Genomic DNA, 17,177 nt, shown 5'->3' on the forward strand with positions numbered 1-17,177 from the left:
CCTCGGCGGAGTGCATGCATTTGATTGAGAGGGGCGGCCGCAACGGCCGCCCTTTCTATTGCACGGGGCCCGACTGGCGGCCCGCGGCCCCGTCCCCGCCGGACGGCCCGTCGCCGCCCAGGGTGCCGATGATCGTTTGCAGGGTCTGGGCCATGGCGGCCAGACCGGCGATGGCCGAGGCCGACTCCTGGACCTCCTCGGCCGTGGTCGAGACCAGCCGGCTGACGTCCAGCACTGCGCCGCTCATCTGTTCCGTGGCCACGGACTGCTGCCGGGCCGCGATGGCGATGCCCTCGATGCGATCGGCCACGTTGGCCGAAAACTCCTGAATCTTCCTGAACGCGCCCACGGAATTGCCGACCTCCCCGTTGGCCTCGGCCACGTGGGACAGGGTCTCCTGCACGTCGCGGATGTTGCGGCCCGTGGCCGCCTGGATGGCCGTGATGCGCTCCTCGACCTCGGTGGTGGCGACCATGGTCTTCTCGGCCAGCTTGCGCACCTCGTCGGCCACCACGGCGAATCCCCGGCCCGCATCGCCCGCCCGGGCGGCCTCGATGGCCGCGTTCAGGGCGAGCAGGTTGGTCTGGTCCGCGATCTCGTTGATCACGCCGATGACCTGGCCGATGGACTCTGTGTCCGCGCCCAGGCGGGTCATGCCCTCCTCCAGCACGGAGACCGTCCCGGCCACTTCGGACATGGCCCGTTCGGCCCGCTGGACCACCAGGATGCCCTGACTGGCCTCGGTGCTGGCCTCGCCCGCCATGTCCGAGGCGTCGCCCACGTTCAGGGCCACCTCGTTGACCGTGGCGTGCATCTCCTCCATGGCCGCGGCCGACTCGGACATGCGCTCCTGCTGCGTGACCGCGCTCCCGGCGATCTTCCCGGTGCGGCCCTCAAGGTCATGCGACACCGAGGCCAGCTTCCGGGCCACCTCGTCGGCCCGCCCGGCGGCCTCGGCCATGCGCGTAATCAGGGCCTGGACGTGCTCCTGCCGGTCCAGGGCCTCGTCCCGCGCCCGGCCCGCCGCCTCGGCCTGGACGCGCGCGTCCTCGCCCTTGGTCCTGGCCTCGCCGATGACGGCGCGGAGATTGGCGACCATGTTCACCAGCACGTCCCGCAGCTCGCCCAGCTCGGCCGTGAAATCGCCCTCGGGCTGCGCGTCCAGGTCGCCCCCGGCCACGGCCCCGGCATAGATGTTGAGGCGCCGGAGGGGTCGGTTGATGGAGCGCATGATCCACAGGAGCAGGAGCAGGATGGACACGCCCACGGCCAGCTCCACGCCGATGACGCAGTAGTCGATCAGACGGGCTTCGTCCCGGGACTTCTCCGCGCTGCTCTGCGCGATCCCGGCGTAGACCGGCTCCAGTGCGCGGGCCGCCTCAATGAGTCCGGCGGTGATGGCGGCGATGCGCTTTTCGCTGGCCACATAGTTGTTGAAGGCGTCGAGATAGCCCTGGAGGGCCTTGAGCTGACCGGCGGCCTCCTCCGGGGTGTAGGCGTCGGCGAGCATGGCGCGCAGTTCGCTGGCGCCCGAGGCCACGCGGCCCACGTACTGCTCGTCGCCCCGGATGATGTAGTTCTTCTCGTGCCGCCGCATCTGGAGCAGCTTGATGACGAAGGCGGGGGACAGCTCCCGCTTGGCGAACTCGGCCTCCATGTTGCGGGCAGCCTGGATGAACTCCCAGCGCAGCCCGTCCTTCATGGTCAGCCCCATGGCCACATAGAGATCGTTCACCCTGACCAACGCGGTGCGGTACCGCTTGAGGATGTCCTGGGCCTCCCGGCAGCGGGCGGTCAGTGCAGGCTCGATGCGGGCGATCTCCCCCAGGACCTGCCCGGCCTTGTCCGCATCCGCCAGGGCCAGACGGGTGCATTGCTCATCCTTGCGCAACAGAAAGTTCTTTTCCTGCCGCCGCGCTTGCAGGAACAGGGCCGTGCCGTCGTTGGCCAGCGTGGCCAGCCGGCGGGTCCTGACCACGTATTTCCCGCCCACGAAATTCACGGTGAAGATGCCGCCCAGCCCCAGCAGCACGGACACGAAAATCAGAATCAACTTGCTCTTGATGCTCATGAATGCCCCCTGATGAAAAAACAGCTTTGCCAAAAGCCGCTTTTCTGCAAAAGGCGTGCACACTAATCATCACAGCATTTCAAGATGTTAATACCGCAACATCGCGCAAAATACCCCTTGCGCGACCATCCAAACGGCAAAAGACGACCCACCCCGCGAAGCGGCGCCAAAAAGTTTAGGAGGGAAAGGAGGATGGGGGGGGCCGGGGGAAGGAGGCCGTCCCTTAGAACGTCCCGCCGTCCCAGCCGAAGAGATGGCGTTCGATGTCGCCGAAGGCGATGTACACGCGGTCGGCCGGGATGCCCAGTTCGCGGTTCAGGAAGCCGCACAGGGCGGCGGACAGTTCCGGGGTGCGCGTCTCGGGCAGGCCGATGGAGTCCAGGGTGACGAAGGCCGCCGGGTCGGCGGAGCCGCCGAACAGGAGGCGCTTGCCGGATTCGAGTTCGGCCAGGACGTAGGATTCGGGCTTGCCGAGCAACTCGGCGGCCAGGGCCGAGAGCTTCCGGAGGCAACCGGACTCGTCGGGCACCGTGACGTTGGTTTCGACTTTTATGAACGGCATGGGACCTCCTAGAGGTGGATGGTTCCGGTCATGTAGGTCACGGCCCGGCCCGCGATCTTGACGCGGTCGCCGAGGTATTCACAGTACAGGGAGCCGCCGCGCCGCGAGGCCTGGTAGGAATGGAACGTGGACTTGCCCAGGCGGTCCGCCCAGTAGGGGACCAGGGTGCAGTGTGCCGAGCCGGTGACCGGGTCCTCGGGGATGGAGTCGCCGGTGACGAAGACGCGGGACACGAAGTCGTGGTCCAGGCCGGGCGCGGTGCAGATGAGGCACAGCCCGTCCAGGGCCGAGACCTGGCGGAAGTCCGGGGCGAGCGCCCGGATCTGGTCCTCGGTCTCGAACACGGCCATCATGTCGCGTTTGCCCATGTACAGTTCGGCGGGCCGTGCCCCCAGGGCCGAGGCCACGCGCTCGGTGACCTGGATGCGGGAGCAGGACCAGGCCGGGAAATCCATGGAATAGAAGTTGTCCTCGCGGTCCACGAAGAGCCGCCCGCTCTTGGTCTGGAAGACCACCACAGGGTCGGTGTAATCCAGGTGGTGGTAGAGGACGTGGGCGCTGGCCAGGGTGGCGTGGCCGCACAGGTCGATCTCCATCTCCGGGGTGAACCAGCGCAGCTCGAAGTACTCGCCCTTGCGCACGAAGAAGGCGGTCTCGGCCAGGTTGTTCTCCAGGGCGATGTGCTTCATCAGCTCATCGGACGGCCACTCGTAAAGGGGCACCACCGCGGCCGGATTGCCGGTGAAGACCTCGTCCGCGAACGCGTCCACCTGGTAGAGATCGAGTTCCATGACGCCCTCCGAAGTGCCTAGAAGGTTTGCTTGAACAGGTCGTCGTCCGACGCCGGGGCCTCTCCGTTGTCGCCGTAGGGACGGGACGTCTCCGTGGGCTCGGAGCCCACCTTGAACGGCAGGAAGAACTCCTCGGCGGAGGACGGCGAAGCCAGCTTGCCGGTCTTCCCGTCCACCTTGACCATAACGATTCCCGGCGGCTGGGTGAAGTCCTCGTAGGGATAGTCGTTCTCCACCTGCTTGCGGTAGTCCACCCAGATGGGCGAGGCCGCCCGCGAGCCGGTCTCCCACTTGCCCATGGGGGTCAGCTCGTCGAAGCCCACGTACACGCCGGTCAGCAGGTACGGGGCGTAGCCCATGAACCAGGCATCCTGCTCCAAGTTCGAGGTGCCGGTCTTGCCCGCCACGGGCCGTCCCAGGATCTTGGCCCGCCAGCCGGTGCCGTTCTGGACCACCTGCTTCATGAGCGTGGCCATGATGTAGGCGGTCTGCGGGCTGATGGCGTCCACGGTCTCGGGCTTGGAGGCATACAGCTCGTCGCCCCAGGCGGACTTCACGGACAGGACCGTGCGCGGCTTGATGTAGGAGCCGCCGCGCGGGAAGGTGGTGTAGGCCTCGCAGAGATTGATGGGCGTGACCACGGCCGAGCCGAGGGACACGGACAGATCGGCCGGGAAGTCGGACTCCAGACCCATGGCCTTGGCCCGATCGATGATGGTCCGGATGCCGATCTTCTGGGCGATGCGGATGGTGCACAGGTTCTTGGACTGGACCAGGGCGGTGCGCAGCAGGGTCGGGCCGTCGAAGGTGCCCTCGAAGTTCTCGGGCCGCCAAAGCTTGCCCTCGGCGTCGTTGGCGTAGACGATGGGCGCATCGAGCACGATGGACGCGGCGGTGAAGCCGTTGTCGATGGCCGCGGAATAGACGATGGGCTTGAAGGCCGAACCGGGCTGCCGCCGGGCCTGGGTGGCCCGGTTGAACTGGCTCCGGGCGAACGAATAGCCGCCCACCAGGGCCACGACCTCGCCGGTGTCGGGCTTGACGGAGACCAGGGCGCCCTCCACCTGGGGCTCGCGCTCCAGGTCGAGAATCCAGGTGCCCTCCTCCTTTTTCGGGGCCTGGGCCACGGTCACCCAGACCACGTCGCCCTTCTTGAGGACCTTGCGGGCGTCGGTCGGGTCGGCCACGTCCTCATGGCTCTTCTTGGGGTCGGGCTCGCGCACCCACCACATGGCCTTCAGGGGAATCTCCCCCTGGAACTTGCCGAAATGGACGAAGGCCCGGTCCTGGGCGACCTTGGTCACGAAGGCCTTGAGGAGCTGGTCCTTCTCCAGGATGTTGTCGGTGGTCTGCGGGCCCTCCGCCAGGACGGCCGGTTCGTCGGCCGGGGTGAAGTGGCCGATGGGCCCGGTCCAGCCGCGCCGCTTGGCCGAGTCGATGAGCCCGCGCCGGAGCGCCTTCTCGGCGGCCGCCTGGTGCGTGAGGTCGCACGGGGTGGTCACGGTCAGGCCGCCGTTGTAGACCTCGTCCTCGCCGAACTGGTCCACGAGCCAGCGGCGGACCTCCTCCAGATAGTACGCGCCCACCTGCCAGGACGGGTCATCCATGGACTTGAGCGCCACGGACTCGACCAGGGCCGCCTGGTACTGCTCGTCGGTGATCCAGCCGAGGTTGCGCATCTGGCCCAGGACGTACTCCTGGCGCTGCCGGGCCAGCTCCGGGCTCTGGTACGGGTTGTAGCGCGACGGGGCCTGGGGCAACCCCGCGATCATGGCCGCCTCGGCGATGGTCAGGTCCTTGGCGTGCTTGGCGAAATAGGTGCGGGAGGCGGCCTCCACGCCGTAGGAGTGCTGGCCCAGGAAGATGTGGTTCAGGTAGATGGTCAGAATCTCTTCCTTGGTCAGGTAGTTCTCCAGGCGGAAGGCGAGGATGGCCTCCTTGAGCTTGCGCTTGTAGCTGCGCTCGGAGGTCAGGAGCAGCCGCTTGATGATCTGCTGGGTGATGGTCGAGCCGCCCTGCTTGGTGCGTCCGGCCATGAGATTGGCCTTGAAGGCGCGGACGATGGCGGTCAGGTCCACGCCGTCGTGCTCGTAGAAGGAGGCGTCCTCGGCGGCCAGGAAGGCCTTGGGAATCCACGGGCTCATCTGGTCCAGGGTGACCAGGAACCGCTTCTCCTTGTAGAAATAGCCCAGCACCTTGTCGTCCTTGGCGTAGACCGTGGTCACCAGGGGCGGCTTGTAGTCGGTGATGTTCTTGAAGCCGGGCAGGTCCTGGGAGGCCCAATGATAGAGCCAGACGGCCCCGCCGATGCCCGCGAGGGTGCAGATGAGAACGAATATACCGAATATCTTGAGGAATTTCTTCATATGCCATCCATCAGAAGGTTTTCTTGACCGGGTTGGCGCCCTTGGTCGGAGGCAGCCCCCAGACCAGACGCAGCCGCCCGTACAAATCCTTCACGGTCGCCTTGTTGGTGTCAAGGAGGTCGAGTATCCGCGCCAGGGTGCCCCCTTCCCGCCTGGCCAGGCAGGTGGGGGTGTCGAAATGCGTGACCGTACGCCCGGCCATCCAGAATGGAAACAGGCGGCAGTAATAGGGCCGGGCCTCCTGCGGAATCTCGCAGCCCAGCGGACCGAGGAAACGGCACGCGCCCATGGAGTCCACGGCCAGCCGGAAGTGTTCCTTGCCCTCGGGAAAGATGCGCCGGACCTCCTCCTCTTCGCCGGGGAAGAGGCGGCAGGCGTAGTCGATAAAGGCCTTGGAGTTGGACGAGAGCACGAACCCGCCGGTGTACGGCACCAGTTCCTGGATGCGCTCCTTCTCGATCTGGGACAGGGGGAAGCAGAACTCCTCCTGACCCGAGGAGATGCGGCAGCAGGTCGGCCCCTGGAAGGAGCAGCGCCTGCACACGTCCGCGTCGTCGGTCCGGGTCGGGGTCATCGGGCGGCGCCCCCGCCGTTGTTGCCCGCGAACTTGAGTTCGCCCTTGCCGAGCAGGTCGTGCAGATGGACCATGCCCGCCAGCCGCCCGTCGTCGCGGACCACGGGCAGGACGGTGATCTGGCTGCGCTCCATGAGGTCGAGCACCCCGGCCGAGGACTCCCCGGCCGTGGCCCTTCGCGGCGACACGGTCATGACCTCGCGCACGGGCCGGGCCGTGTCCAGCTCCCCGGCGCAGACCAGGCGGCGCACGTCGCCGTCGGTGAGCACGCCCTTGAGGCGGTCCAGGGCATCGACCACGGCCACCAGGCCGAGGCCGCCCTTGTTCAGGGTGGACAGGGCCGCGTCGAGCCCGGCGTCCTCCAGGACCACGGGCAGCCCGTCGGTGTGCATGAGCTGGTCCACGCAGGTGGCCAGCCGCTGGCCGAGGGACCCGCCCGGATGAAAGCGCTTGAAGTCGTCCTTGCCGAAGGACTTCCAGTCCATGAGGCAGACGGCCAGGGCGTCGCCCACGGCCAGCTGCGCGGTGGTCGAGGAGGTCGGGGCCAGCCCCATGCGGCACGCCTCGCGCGGCACGTGGACCAGGATGTGGATATCGGCCAGCCCGGCCATGGGCGAGGCCGGGTCCGAGGTCATGGCGATGACCTTCGCCCCCAGGGACTTGAGGGTGGGCAGGATGGCGTTGACCTCGTCCGTGGCCCCGGAATTGGACAGGGCCAGGATGACGTCCTCGTCGCGGATCATGCCCAGGTCGCCGTGGGCCCCCTCCACCGGGTGGAGAAAGAAGGACGGCGTGCCCGTGGAGGACAGGGTGGCCGCGATCTTGCGGCCCACCAGCCCGGACTTGCCCAGGCCGGTGACGACCACGCGGCCCGTGCACTTCGCCATGGCGGTCAGGGCCTCGACAAAGGCCCCGTCCAGTTGGTCGTGCACGGCCCTGAGCCCCTCGGCCTCGATGTCCAGGACCTCGCGGGCCAGGGCCAGCCAGTCCTTGCGCTCGGATGTGCGTGCCATGCTTCGTTCTCCCGAATATGAACCGGCGGGGACGAAAAAACGTCCCCTTTCCGGCGGGCGGCCCTTACGCCACCCTTGCCCGGCTCGCGTCCCGAGGGACGCCGGGCGTTGATGATTCGCGGCCTAGCAGAATTCCTTGATGATCCCAGGCGTGGCCTCCAGGCAGTCCTTGCCCATGCGGTCGGACAGGGGCACCGGGTAGTTGCCGTCGAAGCAGGCCAGGCACCACTCGTCCTGGGTCACGGAGTCGAGCAGGCCGGGGATGGACAGGTAGTGCAGGGAGTCCAGGCCCATGAATCGGGCGATGTCCTCCACCGAATTGTTGGCCGCGATGAGCTCGCCCTTGGAGGAGAAATCGATGCCGTAGAAGCAGGGGAACTTGATGGGCGGGCAGCTGACCCGCAGGTGAATCTCCCGCGCGCCCAGCTCGCGCAGCTTCTTGACGCGCGCCCGGATGGTCGTGCCGCGCACGATGGAGTCCTCGATGATGATGATCCGTTTGCCCTGGATCATGGACTTGACCGGGTTGAGCTTCACCCGGACCGAGAAGTCGCGCATATCCTGGGAGGGCTGGATGAAGGTCCGGCCCACGTAGTGGTTGCGGATCATGGCCAGCTCCAGCGGCAGGCCGGACTCCTGGGAGTAGCCCACGGCCGCATAGTTGCCCGAGTCCGGGAACGGCATGACCAGGTCCGCGTCCACCGGGGCCTCCTTGGCCAGCATGACGCCCATGGCCTTGCGCCGCTCGTAGACCACGTCGCCGAAGATGTGCGAGTCGGGGCGGGCGAAGTAGATGAGCTCGAAGATGCACTTGCTGCACCGGATGGGCTCGGCGAAGCGCTGGGAGGTGAGCTTGTTCTTGTGGACGACGACCATCTCGCCTGGGTCCAGCGGACGGAGGTAGTCGGCCTCCACCAGATCGAAGGCGCAGGTCTCGGAGGCGAACACGTAGTTGCCCCCCACCCGGCCGAGCACCAGGGGCCGGAACCCGTTGGGGTCCTTGACCGCGATCATCTTGTCGTTGGCCAGGATGAGTATGGAGTAGGCCCCGCGCACCCGGTTGCAGGCCTTGCCCACGGCCTCCTCGATGGTCTCGGACTCGTGCAGGTACTTGATGATCAGGTGGGCGAAGACCTCGGTGTCCATGGTGGTCTGGAAGATGGACCCGTTGGCCTCCAGCTCCTTGCGCAGCTCGTAGGTGTTGACCAGGTTGCCGTTGTGGGCCACGGCCAGGCGCAGGTCGCCGTGACGGACCAGGAACGGCTGGGCGTTGCGGATAAGCGACGCGCCCGTGGTGGAATAGCGGATGTGGCCCATGGCGATGGTGCCCTTGAGCTCCTTGCCCAGGTGCCGTTCGTTGAACACGTCGGCCACCAGGCCCATGCCCTTCTGCTCACGAATCTTTTCGCCGTCCCAGGTAACGATGCCCGCGGACTCCTGGCCGCGATGCTGCAACGCGTACAGACCGAAATAGGTCATGCGCGCCGCCTCCTTGTTGCCGTAGATGCCGAAAAGACCGCAATACTCTTTTTTCATGAAGACTCTCTCATTGTCGGCTGTTCTCTAGCCGTAGTATTCCTGCAGGCTCTTGACTTGGAGCCCGGTTTGTCTCAGTTCGCATATGGCCTGGACCACCGCCCGCGCCCCGGACACCGTGGTGGTGTAGGGGATGTTGTACAGCAGCGCGTTCTGGCGGATCATCTTGGCGTCGCCCACGGTCTTCTTGCCCGAGGGGGTGTTGATGACCAGGTCGAAGGCCCCGTTCTTGATGTGATCGACCACATGGGGCCGCTGCCCCTCGTGGACCTTGTGGACCTTCTCCACGTTGACGCCCTTCTCCATGAGGAAGTCGGCCGTGCCGCCCGTGGCGGCCACCTTGAAGCCCATGGCCTCGAAGTCCTTGGCCACCAGGACGATCTTGGACTTGTCCCAGTCGTTGACGGACATGAAGACCGTGCCGCTGGTCGGCAGCTTCTGGCCCGCGGCCAACTGCGACTTCATGTAGGCAAGGCCGAAGCTCGGGTCGATGCCCATGACCTCGCCGGTGGAGCGCATCTCGGGTCCGAGCAGCACGTCCACGTTGGGGAAGCGGTTGAACGGGAAGACCGACTCCTTGACCGAGACGTGGCCCTTCTTGCGCATGGACCAGGGGTGCAGGTCCTTGAGCTTCTCGCCGAGCATGACCCTGGTGGCCAGCTTGGCCAGGGGCACGCCCGTGGCCTTGGACACGAAGGGCACCGTGCGCGAGGCGCGCGGATTGACCTCGATGATGTAGACCTCGTTGTCCTTGATGGCGAACTGGACGTTCATCAGCCCGACCACGCCCAGTTCCTTGGCCATGGCCACGGTCTGGCGCTCGATCTCGCGGATCAGCTCCGAGGAGAGGGAGTACGGGGGCAGGACCGAGGCCGAGTCGCCCGAGTGGATGCCCGCCTCCTCGATGTGCTCCATGACCCCGCCGATGTAGACGTCCTCGCCGTCGGCCAGAGCGTCCACGTCCACCTCCACCGCGTTCTCCAGGAACTTGTCGATGAGGGTCGGGTGCTCCGGGGAGACCAAGGCCGAGTGGCGGAAATAGTGATCGAACTCGTCCATGGAGTAGACGATGTCCATGCCCCTGCCGCCGAGCACGTAGGACGGGCGCAGGACCAGGGGGAAGGTCAGCTTCTCGGCGATCTCGCGGGCCTCGACCATGGACATGGCCGTGCCGTTGGGCGGCTGGCGCAGGTTCAGCTTGTTCAGGAACTGCTTGAACCGCTCGCGGTCCTCGGCGCGGTCGATGGCGTCCGGGCTGGTGCCGATCAGCGGCACGCCCGCGTTCATCAGCCGGAGGGCCAGGTTGAGCGGGGTCTGGCCGCCGAACTGGACGATGACCCCGTCCGGCTTCTCGAACTCGATGATGTTCATGACGTCCTCGAAGGTCAGGGGCTCGAAGTAGAGCTTGTCCGAGGTGTCGTAGTCGGTGGAGACCGTCTCCGGGTTGGAGTTAACCATGATCGACTCCACGCCCAGCTCCTTCAGGGTGAAGGAAGAGTGGCAGCAGCAGTAGTCGAACTCGATGCCCTGGCCGATGCGGTTGGGCCCGCCGCCGAGGATGACGATCTTCTTGCGGTCCTCGCGGACGTTCTCCTGCCCGGTCTCGTAGGTCGAATAATAGTACGGGGTGTAGGCCTCGAACTCGGCCGCGCAGGTGTCCACCAGGTAGTAGGTCGGCTCAATGCCGAGTTCCTTGCGCAGGCTCCGCACCGCGTCCTCGCTGGTCCGCCACATGGCCGCCAGCTGCGGGTCGGAATAGCCGTACTCCTTGGCCTTGCGGAGCATGTCGGCCATGCCCTCGGCCTCCTTGGAGACGCCCTCGCGCTTGCCGAAGTCGATGAGCGCGTGCTCCAGGTCGATGATGTCCTTGATCTGGCGCAGGAACCACGGGTCGATCTTGGTGGCCTCGTGGACCTCCTCCTCGGACATGCCGCACAACAGCGCGTTGCGCAGGGCGTAGATGCGCTGGGAGTTGGGGCGGCGCAGGAGCTTCAGGATCTCGTTCTTGTCGAAATCGCAGGTGTCGAACCGCTTGCCCAGGCCGGGGTGGCCGGTCTCGAGCGAACGCAACCCCTTCTGCAGGGCCTCCTTGAAGGTCCGGCCGATTGCCATGGTCTCGCCCACGGACTTCATGGCCGTGGTCAGGTAGTCCTCGGTGCCGGGGAACTTCTCGAAGGTGAAGCGGGGTATCTTGACCACGCAGTAGTCGATGGCCGGCTCGAAGGAGGCCATGGTCTCGCGGGTGATGTCGTTGGGAATCTCGTCCAGCGTGTAGCCCACGGCCAGCTTGGCCGCGATCTTGGCGATGGGAAAGCCGGTGGCCTTGGAGGCGAGCGCGGACGAACGGGACACGCGCGGGTTCATCTCGATGATGATCAGCTCGCCGTCCTCGGGGTTGACCGCGAACTGGACGTTGGACCCGCCGGTCTCCACGCCGATCTCGCGCATGACCGCCAGGGACGCGTCCCTGAGCCGCTGGTACTCGTCGTCGGTCAGGGTCTGGGCCGGGGCCACGGTGACCGAGTCGCCGGTGTGCACGCCCATGGGGTCCAGGTTCTCGATGGAGCAGATGATCACGCAGTTGTCCTTCTTGTCCCGCATGACCTCCAGCTCGTACTCCTTCCAGCCGAGGATGGAGCGCTCGAGCATGATCTCGTGCTTCATGGACAGGGCCAGGCCGTTGGCGCAGATCTGCTCCAGCTCCTCCATGTTGTAGGCCACGCCGCCGCCAGAGCCGCCCAGGGTGTAGGCGGGCCGGACGATGATCGGGAACGGGATCTTCTCGCCCCACTCGCGCACGTCGTCCATGTTGTGGCAGATGCCGCTCTCGGGCATGTGCAGGCCGATGTTGCGCATGGCCTCGCGGAATTCCTCACGGGATTCCGCCTTGTTGATGACGTCGATGTTGGCACCGATCAGCTCCACGCCGAACTTGTCGAGCACGCCCATGTCGGCCACGGCCAAAGCCGTGTTCAGACCGGTCTGCCCCCCCAAAGTCGGCAAAAGAGCGTCGGGACGCTCTTTTTCGATGATTCGGGCAACGGTTTCGGGTTCTATGGGCTCGATGTAGGTGGCATCGGCCAACTCCGGATCCGTCATGATGGATGCCGGGTTGGAGTTGACCAGGACCACCTCGTACCCCTCCTCCTTAAGCGCCTTGAGGGCCTGGGTGCCGGAGTAGTCGAACTCGCAGGCCTGGCCGATGACAATGGGGCCGGACCCGATCAACATGATCTTCTTGATATCTGTGCGTTTGGGCATTCTGCTCGAAGTAGTTGAAGTTACGGCGGTATTCGGAAGGGGCGTGTACGCCTCCCCTCCCCGCCCGGCTCGGCACCGCCGCCGCCCGCCGGACAAGCAATCTTTATTATAAGGTTATCCCCCGAAAGGCAATGCTTATGTACCGCCGGGCCCGGCTTCCGGGGCATATGCCTTCCTCGGAGGGAATGGCCCTCTCCCGGACCATAATCATTCGACGCCGGATGTCGAGCAACAGCCGAAAGATCGCAGTTTCCCGTTGACAGGGACGAAGTTGATACTTACTCTCAACTTCAACGCTAACCTTGAGGGAAAGTTCAGCGATGCAAAAGCCTTTGACCGAATTTCCGACTGGATCAGTAGTACGTATTTCCGGTATAGACGGCGGCCGTCAGGCGCGGGCGCGGATGCTGGCCATGGGCATGACGCCGGGATGCCCGGTGACCGTTCTGACGGGCGGCCCCAACGGGTGCCGGGTGCGCGTGCGCGGCTCGGACGTGGTGCTGTGCTGCGGCCTGGCCGGCAAGATCCTGGCCGTGCCCGACGAGTCCGACGAGGGTCCCCGTTGCACCTGCTGCCCCGGCCCGCGCGCCAGGGCCTCCTAGCCCTCCCCTCCCCCGACGATCCTTCGAGGCCGCCCCCTTCGGGCGGCCTTTTTTCGGCCCGCGCCGACCAGCCATTATACTTGTTCGCCGCCGTCCGGCGGTGCTAGTCTTGCGGAAACATCCGGAGGTTTACTCATGTCCGATCCGATCAAAATCGGCATCAGCGCCTGCCTGGCCGGGCAGAAGGTCCGCTACGACGGCCTGGCCGCCCGCGCGGAGCACCTGAACGGCGTTCTGGCGGACCACCTGGAATTCCACCCTGTCTGCCCGGAGGTCGCCTGCGGCATGGGCATCCCCAGGGAAGCGGTGCGGCTGGTCGGTTCCCCGGAGAACCCCCGGCTCAAGGGCAACAGGACCGGCCGCGACTGGACCGACGCCATGCGCGAATGGGCCGAGGGGTTCCTGCCCGAGATGGAAAAGGCCGGGCTGTGCGGATTCATCTTCAAGGCCAAGTCGCCGTCGAGCGGAATCGGCCGGGTCAAGGTCTACCCCGAATCCGGCGGCCAACCCATAAGCCGTGCGGGCGTCGGGCTGTTCGCGTCCATGGTCATGGAGCGGTTCCCCCTGCTGCCCGTGGAGGACGACGGGCGTATGCACGACGTGGGGCTGCGGGCCAATTTCATCGAACGCGTCTTCACCGAACACCGCTGGCGCCGGTTCCTGGACCAGGGGCCGACCCTGGGCGGGCTCATCCGATTCCACTCCCGGCACAAGATGCTTATCCGCGCCCACGACGTCACCGGCTATCGCGAACTGGGCAAGCTGGTGGCCCAGGGCAAGGGAATGGACCTGAACGTCCTGCTCACCCGCTATCACGAACGGCTGGCCCGGACCATGGCGCGCATGCCCACGGTGCGCAAGAACGTGGACGTGCTCATGCACATCCTGGGCTACTTCAAGAAGCTGCTGTCCCCCGACGAGAAACAGGAGTGCCTGGAGATCATCGAAAACTACCGCAAGGAACTGGTCCCGCTCATCGTGCCGGTCACCCTGTTCAACCACTACGTGCGCAAGTACGACCTCCCCTATCTCCGGGAGCAGTACTATCTCAACCCGCACCCCCTGGACCTCAAACTGCGCAACCATGCCTGAATGCAGAAAGCCCCCGCGACCTCGGTCGCGGGGGCTTTCTTTCCAACGAAATATCGCGGCCTAGGAAAAGGCCGAGTGTTCGGGCTCCAGGCACAGGCGCACGCCCTTGACGTCGCCGCCGCCGGCCAGCCAGGCCCGCAGCATCTCCCGGTTGCGGAAGACCACCGGATGCGGGCAGCCGTAACCGGCCTGATCCAGCAACCCGGCCGCCTGGTCGGGATAGTGCTTGGCCGCCGACAGGCAGGCCAACAGATTCAGGCACAGCTCGTTCAGGGGGAAGCGCAGGGTCATGGCCTTGCCCAGGGGCAGCATCACGTCGGACAGCCGCCCGGCCCGGAAATAGGCCACGGCCAGATCGAACTGGGCCGAATGCAGCCCCGCCAGCCGCTGGGCGATGTCCTCGCGCTCGGCCACGGTGTAGCTGATCCGCTCGGCCGCATAGGACGTGCCGTCCAGGTTGCGGATGCGCACGTCGAAGCCGAACCGCCGGGCCCAGAACAGCCCCTCCACGGCCTCGTCCGGATCGAGCCGCATGTCCACCCGCTGGCAGCCCGCCAGCCGCATGGCCTTGAACAGCCCGTCCGTGGGCACCGTGTCCAGCCGGGCGCTCCACAACACGTTCAGATCGCGCACGCGCATGTCCAGACACATGTCCACCACCCGCCCGTGGTCCGTGAACATGGCCGGGTCCTCGAAGGCCAGGGCGCGCAATCCCCGCTCGGCCACCACGCGCTCCACCTCGTCCAGATTCCAGCTCCGGTCGAAGCGGACCACGCCGTGCGCAAAGGGAGTGTCCCGTTCCTCGCCCCACTCGGGCATTATGGTTCGCAATTCGACGCGCATACGCTCCCTCGGCCGTCCGTTTTTTGACGCTTCGGACGCTCCTACCGGCGACTTTGCAAACACTTTGCCAAGTGAAGATGCCTCCGGCGGCCGGGGGAAGGGGAGAGGGGAACCCTTTGAAAAGGGTTTCCCCTCTCCCCTTCCCCCGGACCCCCATCCCCTTTTCCTTCCTAAACTTTTTGGCGCCGCTTCGCGGGGTATTCGTGGTGCGCGGCGTTCGGAAGCCTGACGACGTGCGCCATTTTTACAAAAAAAGGACACGCTTGACCGCGCTCGCACGTTCTCCGCGAAGCGGCGATAAAAAGTTCTGGAGGGCTTGGAAGAGGTTCCCCCTCTGGACTCCCAGGTTCCCCCTCTGGCCGATCGCTGTTGTCCTCATCCGTAGGGCTCGAAGACTCGCCAACGGCTGGAGGCCCGGAGGCATCCTCAACAAAAAAGGCCCCGCTCTGCGGGGCCTTTTCGTTGACATATGTCTGTCCGGGGCTAGCTGACCTTGCTGCCGGGGGGGACGGCTCCGGTGGGGGTGAGGAGTTCCATGCCGTTGTCGGTCTTGACGGCCAGGACCATGCCCTGGGAGAGCTGCTTGCGCAGCTTGCGGGGCTTGAGGTTGGCAACCACGACCACCTGGCGGCCGACGAGGTCGTCGGGCTGGAAATAATCGGCGAGGCCCGCCACCACCTGACGCGGCTCCTTGTCGCCGGTATCGACCTTGACGAGAAGCAGGCGGTCCGCCTCCGGGTGCTTGTCCGCTTCCAGGACCGTGCCCACGCGCAGATCGAGCTTCTGGAAGTCCTCGAAGTCGATCTCGGGCACGGGCTCGGCGGTCTTGTCGTCCTTTTTGGCGGCCTTCTTGTCCTTCTTGGCGGATTTTGCCTCGGCCTTTGTCTCGGCCTTTTCTTCGGGCAGATCCACACGGGGAAAGAGATTGGAGGTCTCGGCCACCATGGCGTCGGACTCGAGCAGCCCCCAGACGTCCAGTTCCTTGGGCAGGTTGATCTTTTCCGGGTCAAAGGTGATGCCCAGCTGTTCGAGCATCCTCTCGGACGCCTCGGGCATGACCGGCCAGAGGTGCACGGCAATTTTGCGCATGTTCTCGAGGAGCACGTAGATGACCGTGGACAGCCGCCCGGTGTTCTTTTCCTTGAACAGGGCCCAGGGCGCGGTCTCGTCGATGTACTTGTTCAGGCCGCGAACCAGCTCCCACAGCCCTTCGAGGGCGCGGGAGAACTTCAGGTCGGTGAAGAAGTCCTGGAAGGACTGCATGGCGTCCTGACCGATCTTCTTGATCTCCGCATCGACCACGTCCTCCACGTCTGGCCGGGGAATCTTGCCCCCGAAATACTTGTGGGTCATGGACAGGGTGCGGTTGAACAGGTTGCCCAGATCGTTGGCCAGGTCCGCGTTGAGACGGCCGACCAGGGCCTTTTCGGAAAAGCTGGAGTCCTGGCCGAAGGACATCTCGCGCAGCAGGAAATAGCGGAATGCGTCCAGGCCGTAGGCGTCCTTCATGGCCAGAGGCTCGACCACGTTGCCGATGGACTTGGACATCTTGGTGTCCTCCACCAGCCAGTAGCCGTGCACGTTGAGGTGCTGGTACGGCTCGATGCCGGCGGCCTTGAGCATGGTCGGCCAGAAGATGGCGTGGGGCTTGAGAATGTCCTTGGCCACCATGTGGTTGGCTGCGGGCCAGAATTTCTTGAACTTCTCGCCGTCGGGCCAGCCCAGGGCGGCCACGTAGTTGATCAGCGCGTCGAACCAGACGTAGGTCACGTAGTCGGCGTCGAACGGCAGCTCGATGCCCCAGGTCAGACGGGACTTGGGCCGGGAGATACACAGGTCCTCGAGCTCGCCGGACTCCAGCAGGGAGACGACCTCGTTGCGATAGCGCTCGGGACGGATGAAGTCGGGGTGCTTGTTGATGTGGTCTAGGAGCCAGTCGCGGTATTTGGACATCTTGAAGAAGTAGTTCTTCTCGGCGATGTACTCGGGCTTGGTCAGGTGATCCGGGCACAGCCCGTCCACCAGCTCCTTCTCGGTGTAGAACCGCTCGCAGCCGAAGCAGTAGTGGCCGCCGTACTCGCCGAAGTAGATGTCGCCCGCGTCGTAAACCTTCTGCAGGATCTGCTGGACGACCGCCTTGTGCCGGGGCTCGGTGGTGCGGATGAAGTCGTTGTTGGAGATGTTCATGTTCGGCCAGAGGTCGCGGAAGAGCTTGCTGATGACGTCAACATACTCCTGGGGCGTCTGGCCGTTGCTTTCCGCGGCCTGCACGATCTTGTCGCCGTGTTCGTCGGTGCCGGTCAGAAAATAGGTCTCCTCGCCCATGAGCTTATGGAAGCGATTCAGCGAATCGGCCACCGTGGTGGTGTACGCATGGCCCAGATGGGGTTTGGCGTTCACGTAATAAATGGGCGTGGTGATGTAAAAGCGTTGCAATTCGGATTCTCCTTGTCGTGACGAAAGCGG

12 protein-coding genes are annotated in these 17,177 nt (G+C 65.4%); 2 read left to right on the forward strand and 10 right to left on the reverse strand.

Features of this window, described 5'->3' with window-relative positions:
* Positions 1-55: 55 nt before the first annotated feature.
* The 8 genes from DND132_RS17515 to carB form a co-directional block, all read right to left on the reverse strand.
* Entirely contained in the window at positions 56-2,071 is a 2,016-nt protein-coding gene (locus tag DND132_RS17515) for a methyl-accepting chemotaxis protein (protein ID WP_014321572.1), read from the reverse strand.
* A gap of 223 nt (positions 2,072-2,294) precedes the next feature.
* Positions 2,295-2,633 (reverse strand): phenylpyruvate tautomerase MIF-related protein, encoded by a 339-nt coding sequence (locus tag DND132_RS04760; protein ID WP_014321573.1) that lies wholly within the window; start codon positions 2,631-2,633, stop codon positions 2,295-2,297.
* An 8-nt stretch (positions 2,634-2,641) separates the two neighbouring features.
* On the reverse strand, positions 2,642-3,424 hold the full coding sequence (locus DND132_RS04765) for a PhzF family phenazine biosynthesis protein (RefSeq protein ID WP_014321574.1): 783 nt from the start codon (positions 3,422-3,424) through the stop codon (positions 2,642-2,644).
* A 17-nt stretch (positions 3,425-3,441) separates the two neighbouring features.
* A complete protein-coding gene (locus tag DND132_RS04770; protein WP_014321575.1) occupies positions 3,442-5,790 on the reverse strand; it encodes a penicillin-binding protein 1A in 2,349 nt (782 codons plus the stop codon).
* A 10-nt stretch (positions 5,791-5,800) separates the two neighbouring features.
* The gene (locus tag DND132_RS04775) at positions 5,801-6,364 is read right to left on the reverse strand and encodes a YkgJ family cysteine cluster protein (RefSeq protein WP_014321576.1); all 564 of its coding nucleotides are present in this window, start codon (positions 6,362-6,364) and stop codon (positions 5,801-5,803) included.
* A complete protein-coding gene (locus DND132_RS04780) occupies positions 6,361-7,377 on the reverse strand; it encodes a KpsF/GutQ family sugar-phosphate isomerase (protein ID WP_014321577.1) in 1,017 nt (338 codons plus the stop codon). Before DND132_RS04780 ends, DND132_RS04775 begins: the two co-directional genes overlap by 4 nt.
* A 123-nt stretch (positions 7,378-7,500) precedes the next feature.
* Entirely contained in the window at positions 7,501-8,913 is a 1,413-nt protein-coding gene (gene purF / locus DND132_RS04785) for an amidophosphoribosyltransferase (RefSeq protein WP_014321578.1), read from the reverse strand.
* Positions 8,914-8,940: 27 nt separating this feature from the next.
* Positions 8,941-12,174 carry a carbamoyl-phosphate synthase large subunit gene (carB, locus tag DND132_RS04790; RefSeq protein ID WP_014321579.1) on the reverse strand — a complete coding sequence of 1,078 codons (3,234 nt, stop codon included), beginning with the start codon at positions 12,172-12,174 and terminating at the stop codon, positions 8,941-8,943.
* A gap of 320 nt (positions 12,175-12,494) precedes the next feature.
* On the opposite strand from carB, the gene DND132_RS04795 reads away from it, so the two are divergent.
* Complete coding sequence (locus tag DND132_RS04795; RefSeq protein ID WP_014321580.1) at positions 12,495-12,776, forward strand: FeoA family protein; 282 nt, start codon at positions 12,495-12,497, stop codon at positions 12,774-12,776.
* 135 nt (positions 12,777-12,911) lie between these two features.
* Positions 12,912-13,868, forward strand: a complete 957-nt coding sequence (locus DND132_RS04800) for a YbgA family protein (RefSeq protein WP_014321581.1) — start codon at positions 12,912-12,914, stop codon at positions 13,866-13,868.
* Between the two features lie 60 nt (positions 13,869-13,928).
* On the opposite strand, the gene DND132_RS04805 is transcribed toward DND132_RS04800, so the two are convergent.
* Together DND132_RS04805 and metG are read right to left on the reverse strand one after the other, a co-directional pair.
* Complete coding sequence (locus tag DND132_RS04805; protein WP_014321582.1) at positions 13,929-14,711, reverse strand: hypothetical protein; 783 nt, start codon at positions 14,709-14,711, stop codon at positions 13,929-13,931.
* A gap of 483 nt (positions 14,712-15,194) precedes the next feature.
* Complete coding sequence (gene metG, locus DND132_RS04810) at positions 15,195-17,147, reverse strand: methionine--tRNA ligase (RefSeq protein ID WP_014321583.1); 1,953 nt, start codon at positions 17,145-17,147, stop codon at positions 15,195-15,197.
* Positions 17,148-17,177: the final 30 nt, after the last annotated feature.

Source organism: Pseudodesulfovibrio mercurii, assembly GCF_000189295.2.
Taxonomy (GTDB): Bacteria; Desulfobacterota; Desulfovibrionia; order Desulfovibrionales; family Desulfovibrionaceae; genus Pseudodesulfovibrio; species Pseudodesulfovibrio mercurii.

Coding starts and splice junctions, on each gene's coding strand:
- DND132_RS04780 (WP_014321577.1), bottom strand. CDS start 7,377: ATGGCACGCACATCCGAGCGCAAGGACTGGCTGGCCCTGGCCCGCGAG.
- DND132_RS04765 (WP_014321574.1), bottom strand. CDS start 3,424: ATGGAACTCGATCTCTACCAGGTGGACGCGTTCGCGGACGAGGTCTTC.
- DND132_RS04775 (WP_014321576.1), bottom strand. CDS start 6,364: ATGACCCCGACCCGGACCGACGACGCGGACGTGTGCAGGCGCTGCTCC.
- DND132_RS04760 (WP_014321573.1), bottom strand. CDS start 2,633: ATGCCGTTCATAAAAGTCGAAACCAACGTCACGGTGCCCGACGAGTCC.
- DND132_RS17515 (WP_014321572.1), bottom strand. CDS start 2,071: ATGAGCATCAAGAGCAAGTTGATTCTGATTTTCGTGTCCGTGCTGCTG.
- purF (WP_014321578.1), bottom strand. CDS start 8,913: ATGAAAAAAGAGTATTGCGGTCTTTTCGGCATCTACGGCAACAAGGAG.
- DND132_RS04795 (WP_014321580.1), top strand. CDS start 12,495: ATGCAAAAGCCTTTGACCGAATTTCCGACTGGATCAGTAGTACGTATT.
- DND132_RS04800 (WP_014321581.1), top strand. CDS start 12,912: ATGTCCGATCCGATCAAAATCGGCATCAGCGCCTGCCTGGCCGGGCAG.
- DND132_RS04805 (WP_014321582.1), bottom strand. CDS start 14,711: ATGCGCGTCGAATTGCGAACCATAATGCCCGAGTGGGGCGAGGAACGG.
- carB (WP_014321579.1), bottom strand. CDS start 12,174: ATGCCCAAACGCACAGATATCAAGAAGATCATGTTGATCGGGTCCGGC.
- DND132_RS04770 (WP_014321575.1), bottom strand. CDS start 5,790: ATGAAGAAATTCCTCAAGATATTCGGTATATTCGTTCTCATCTGCACC.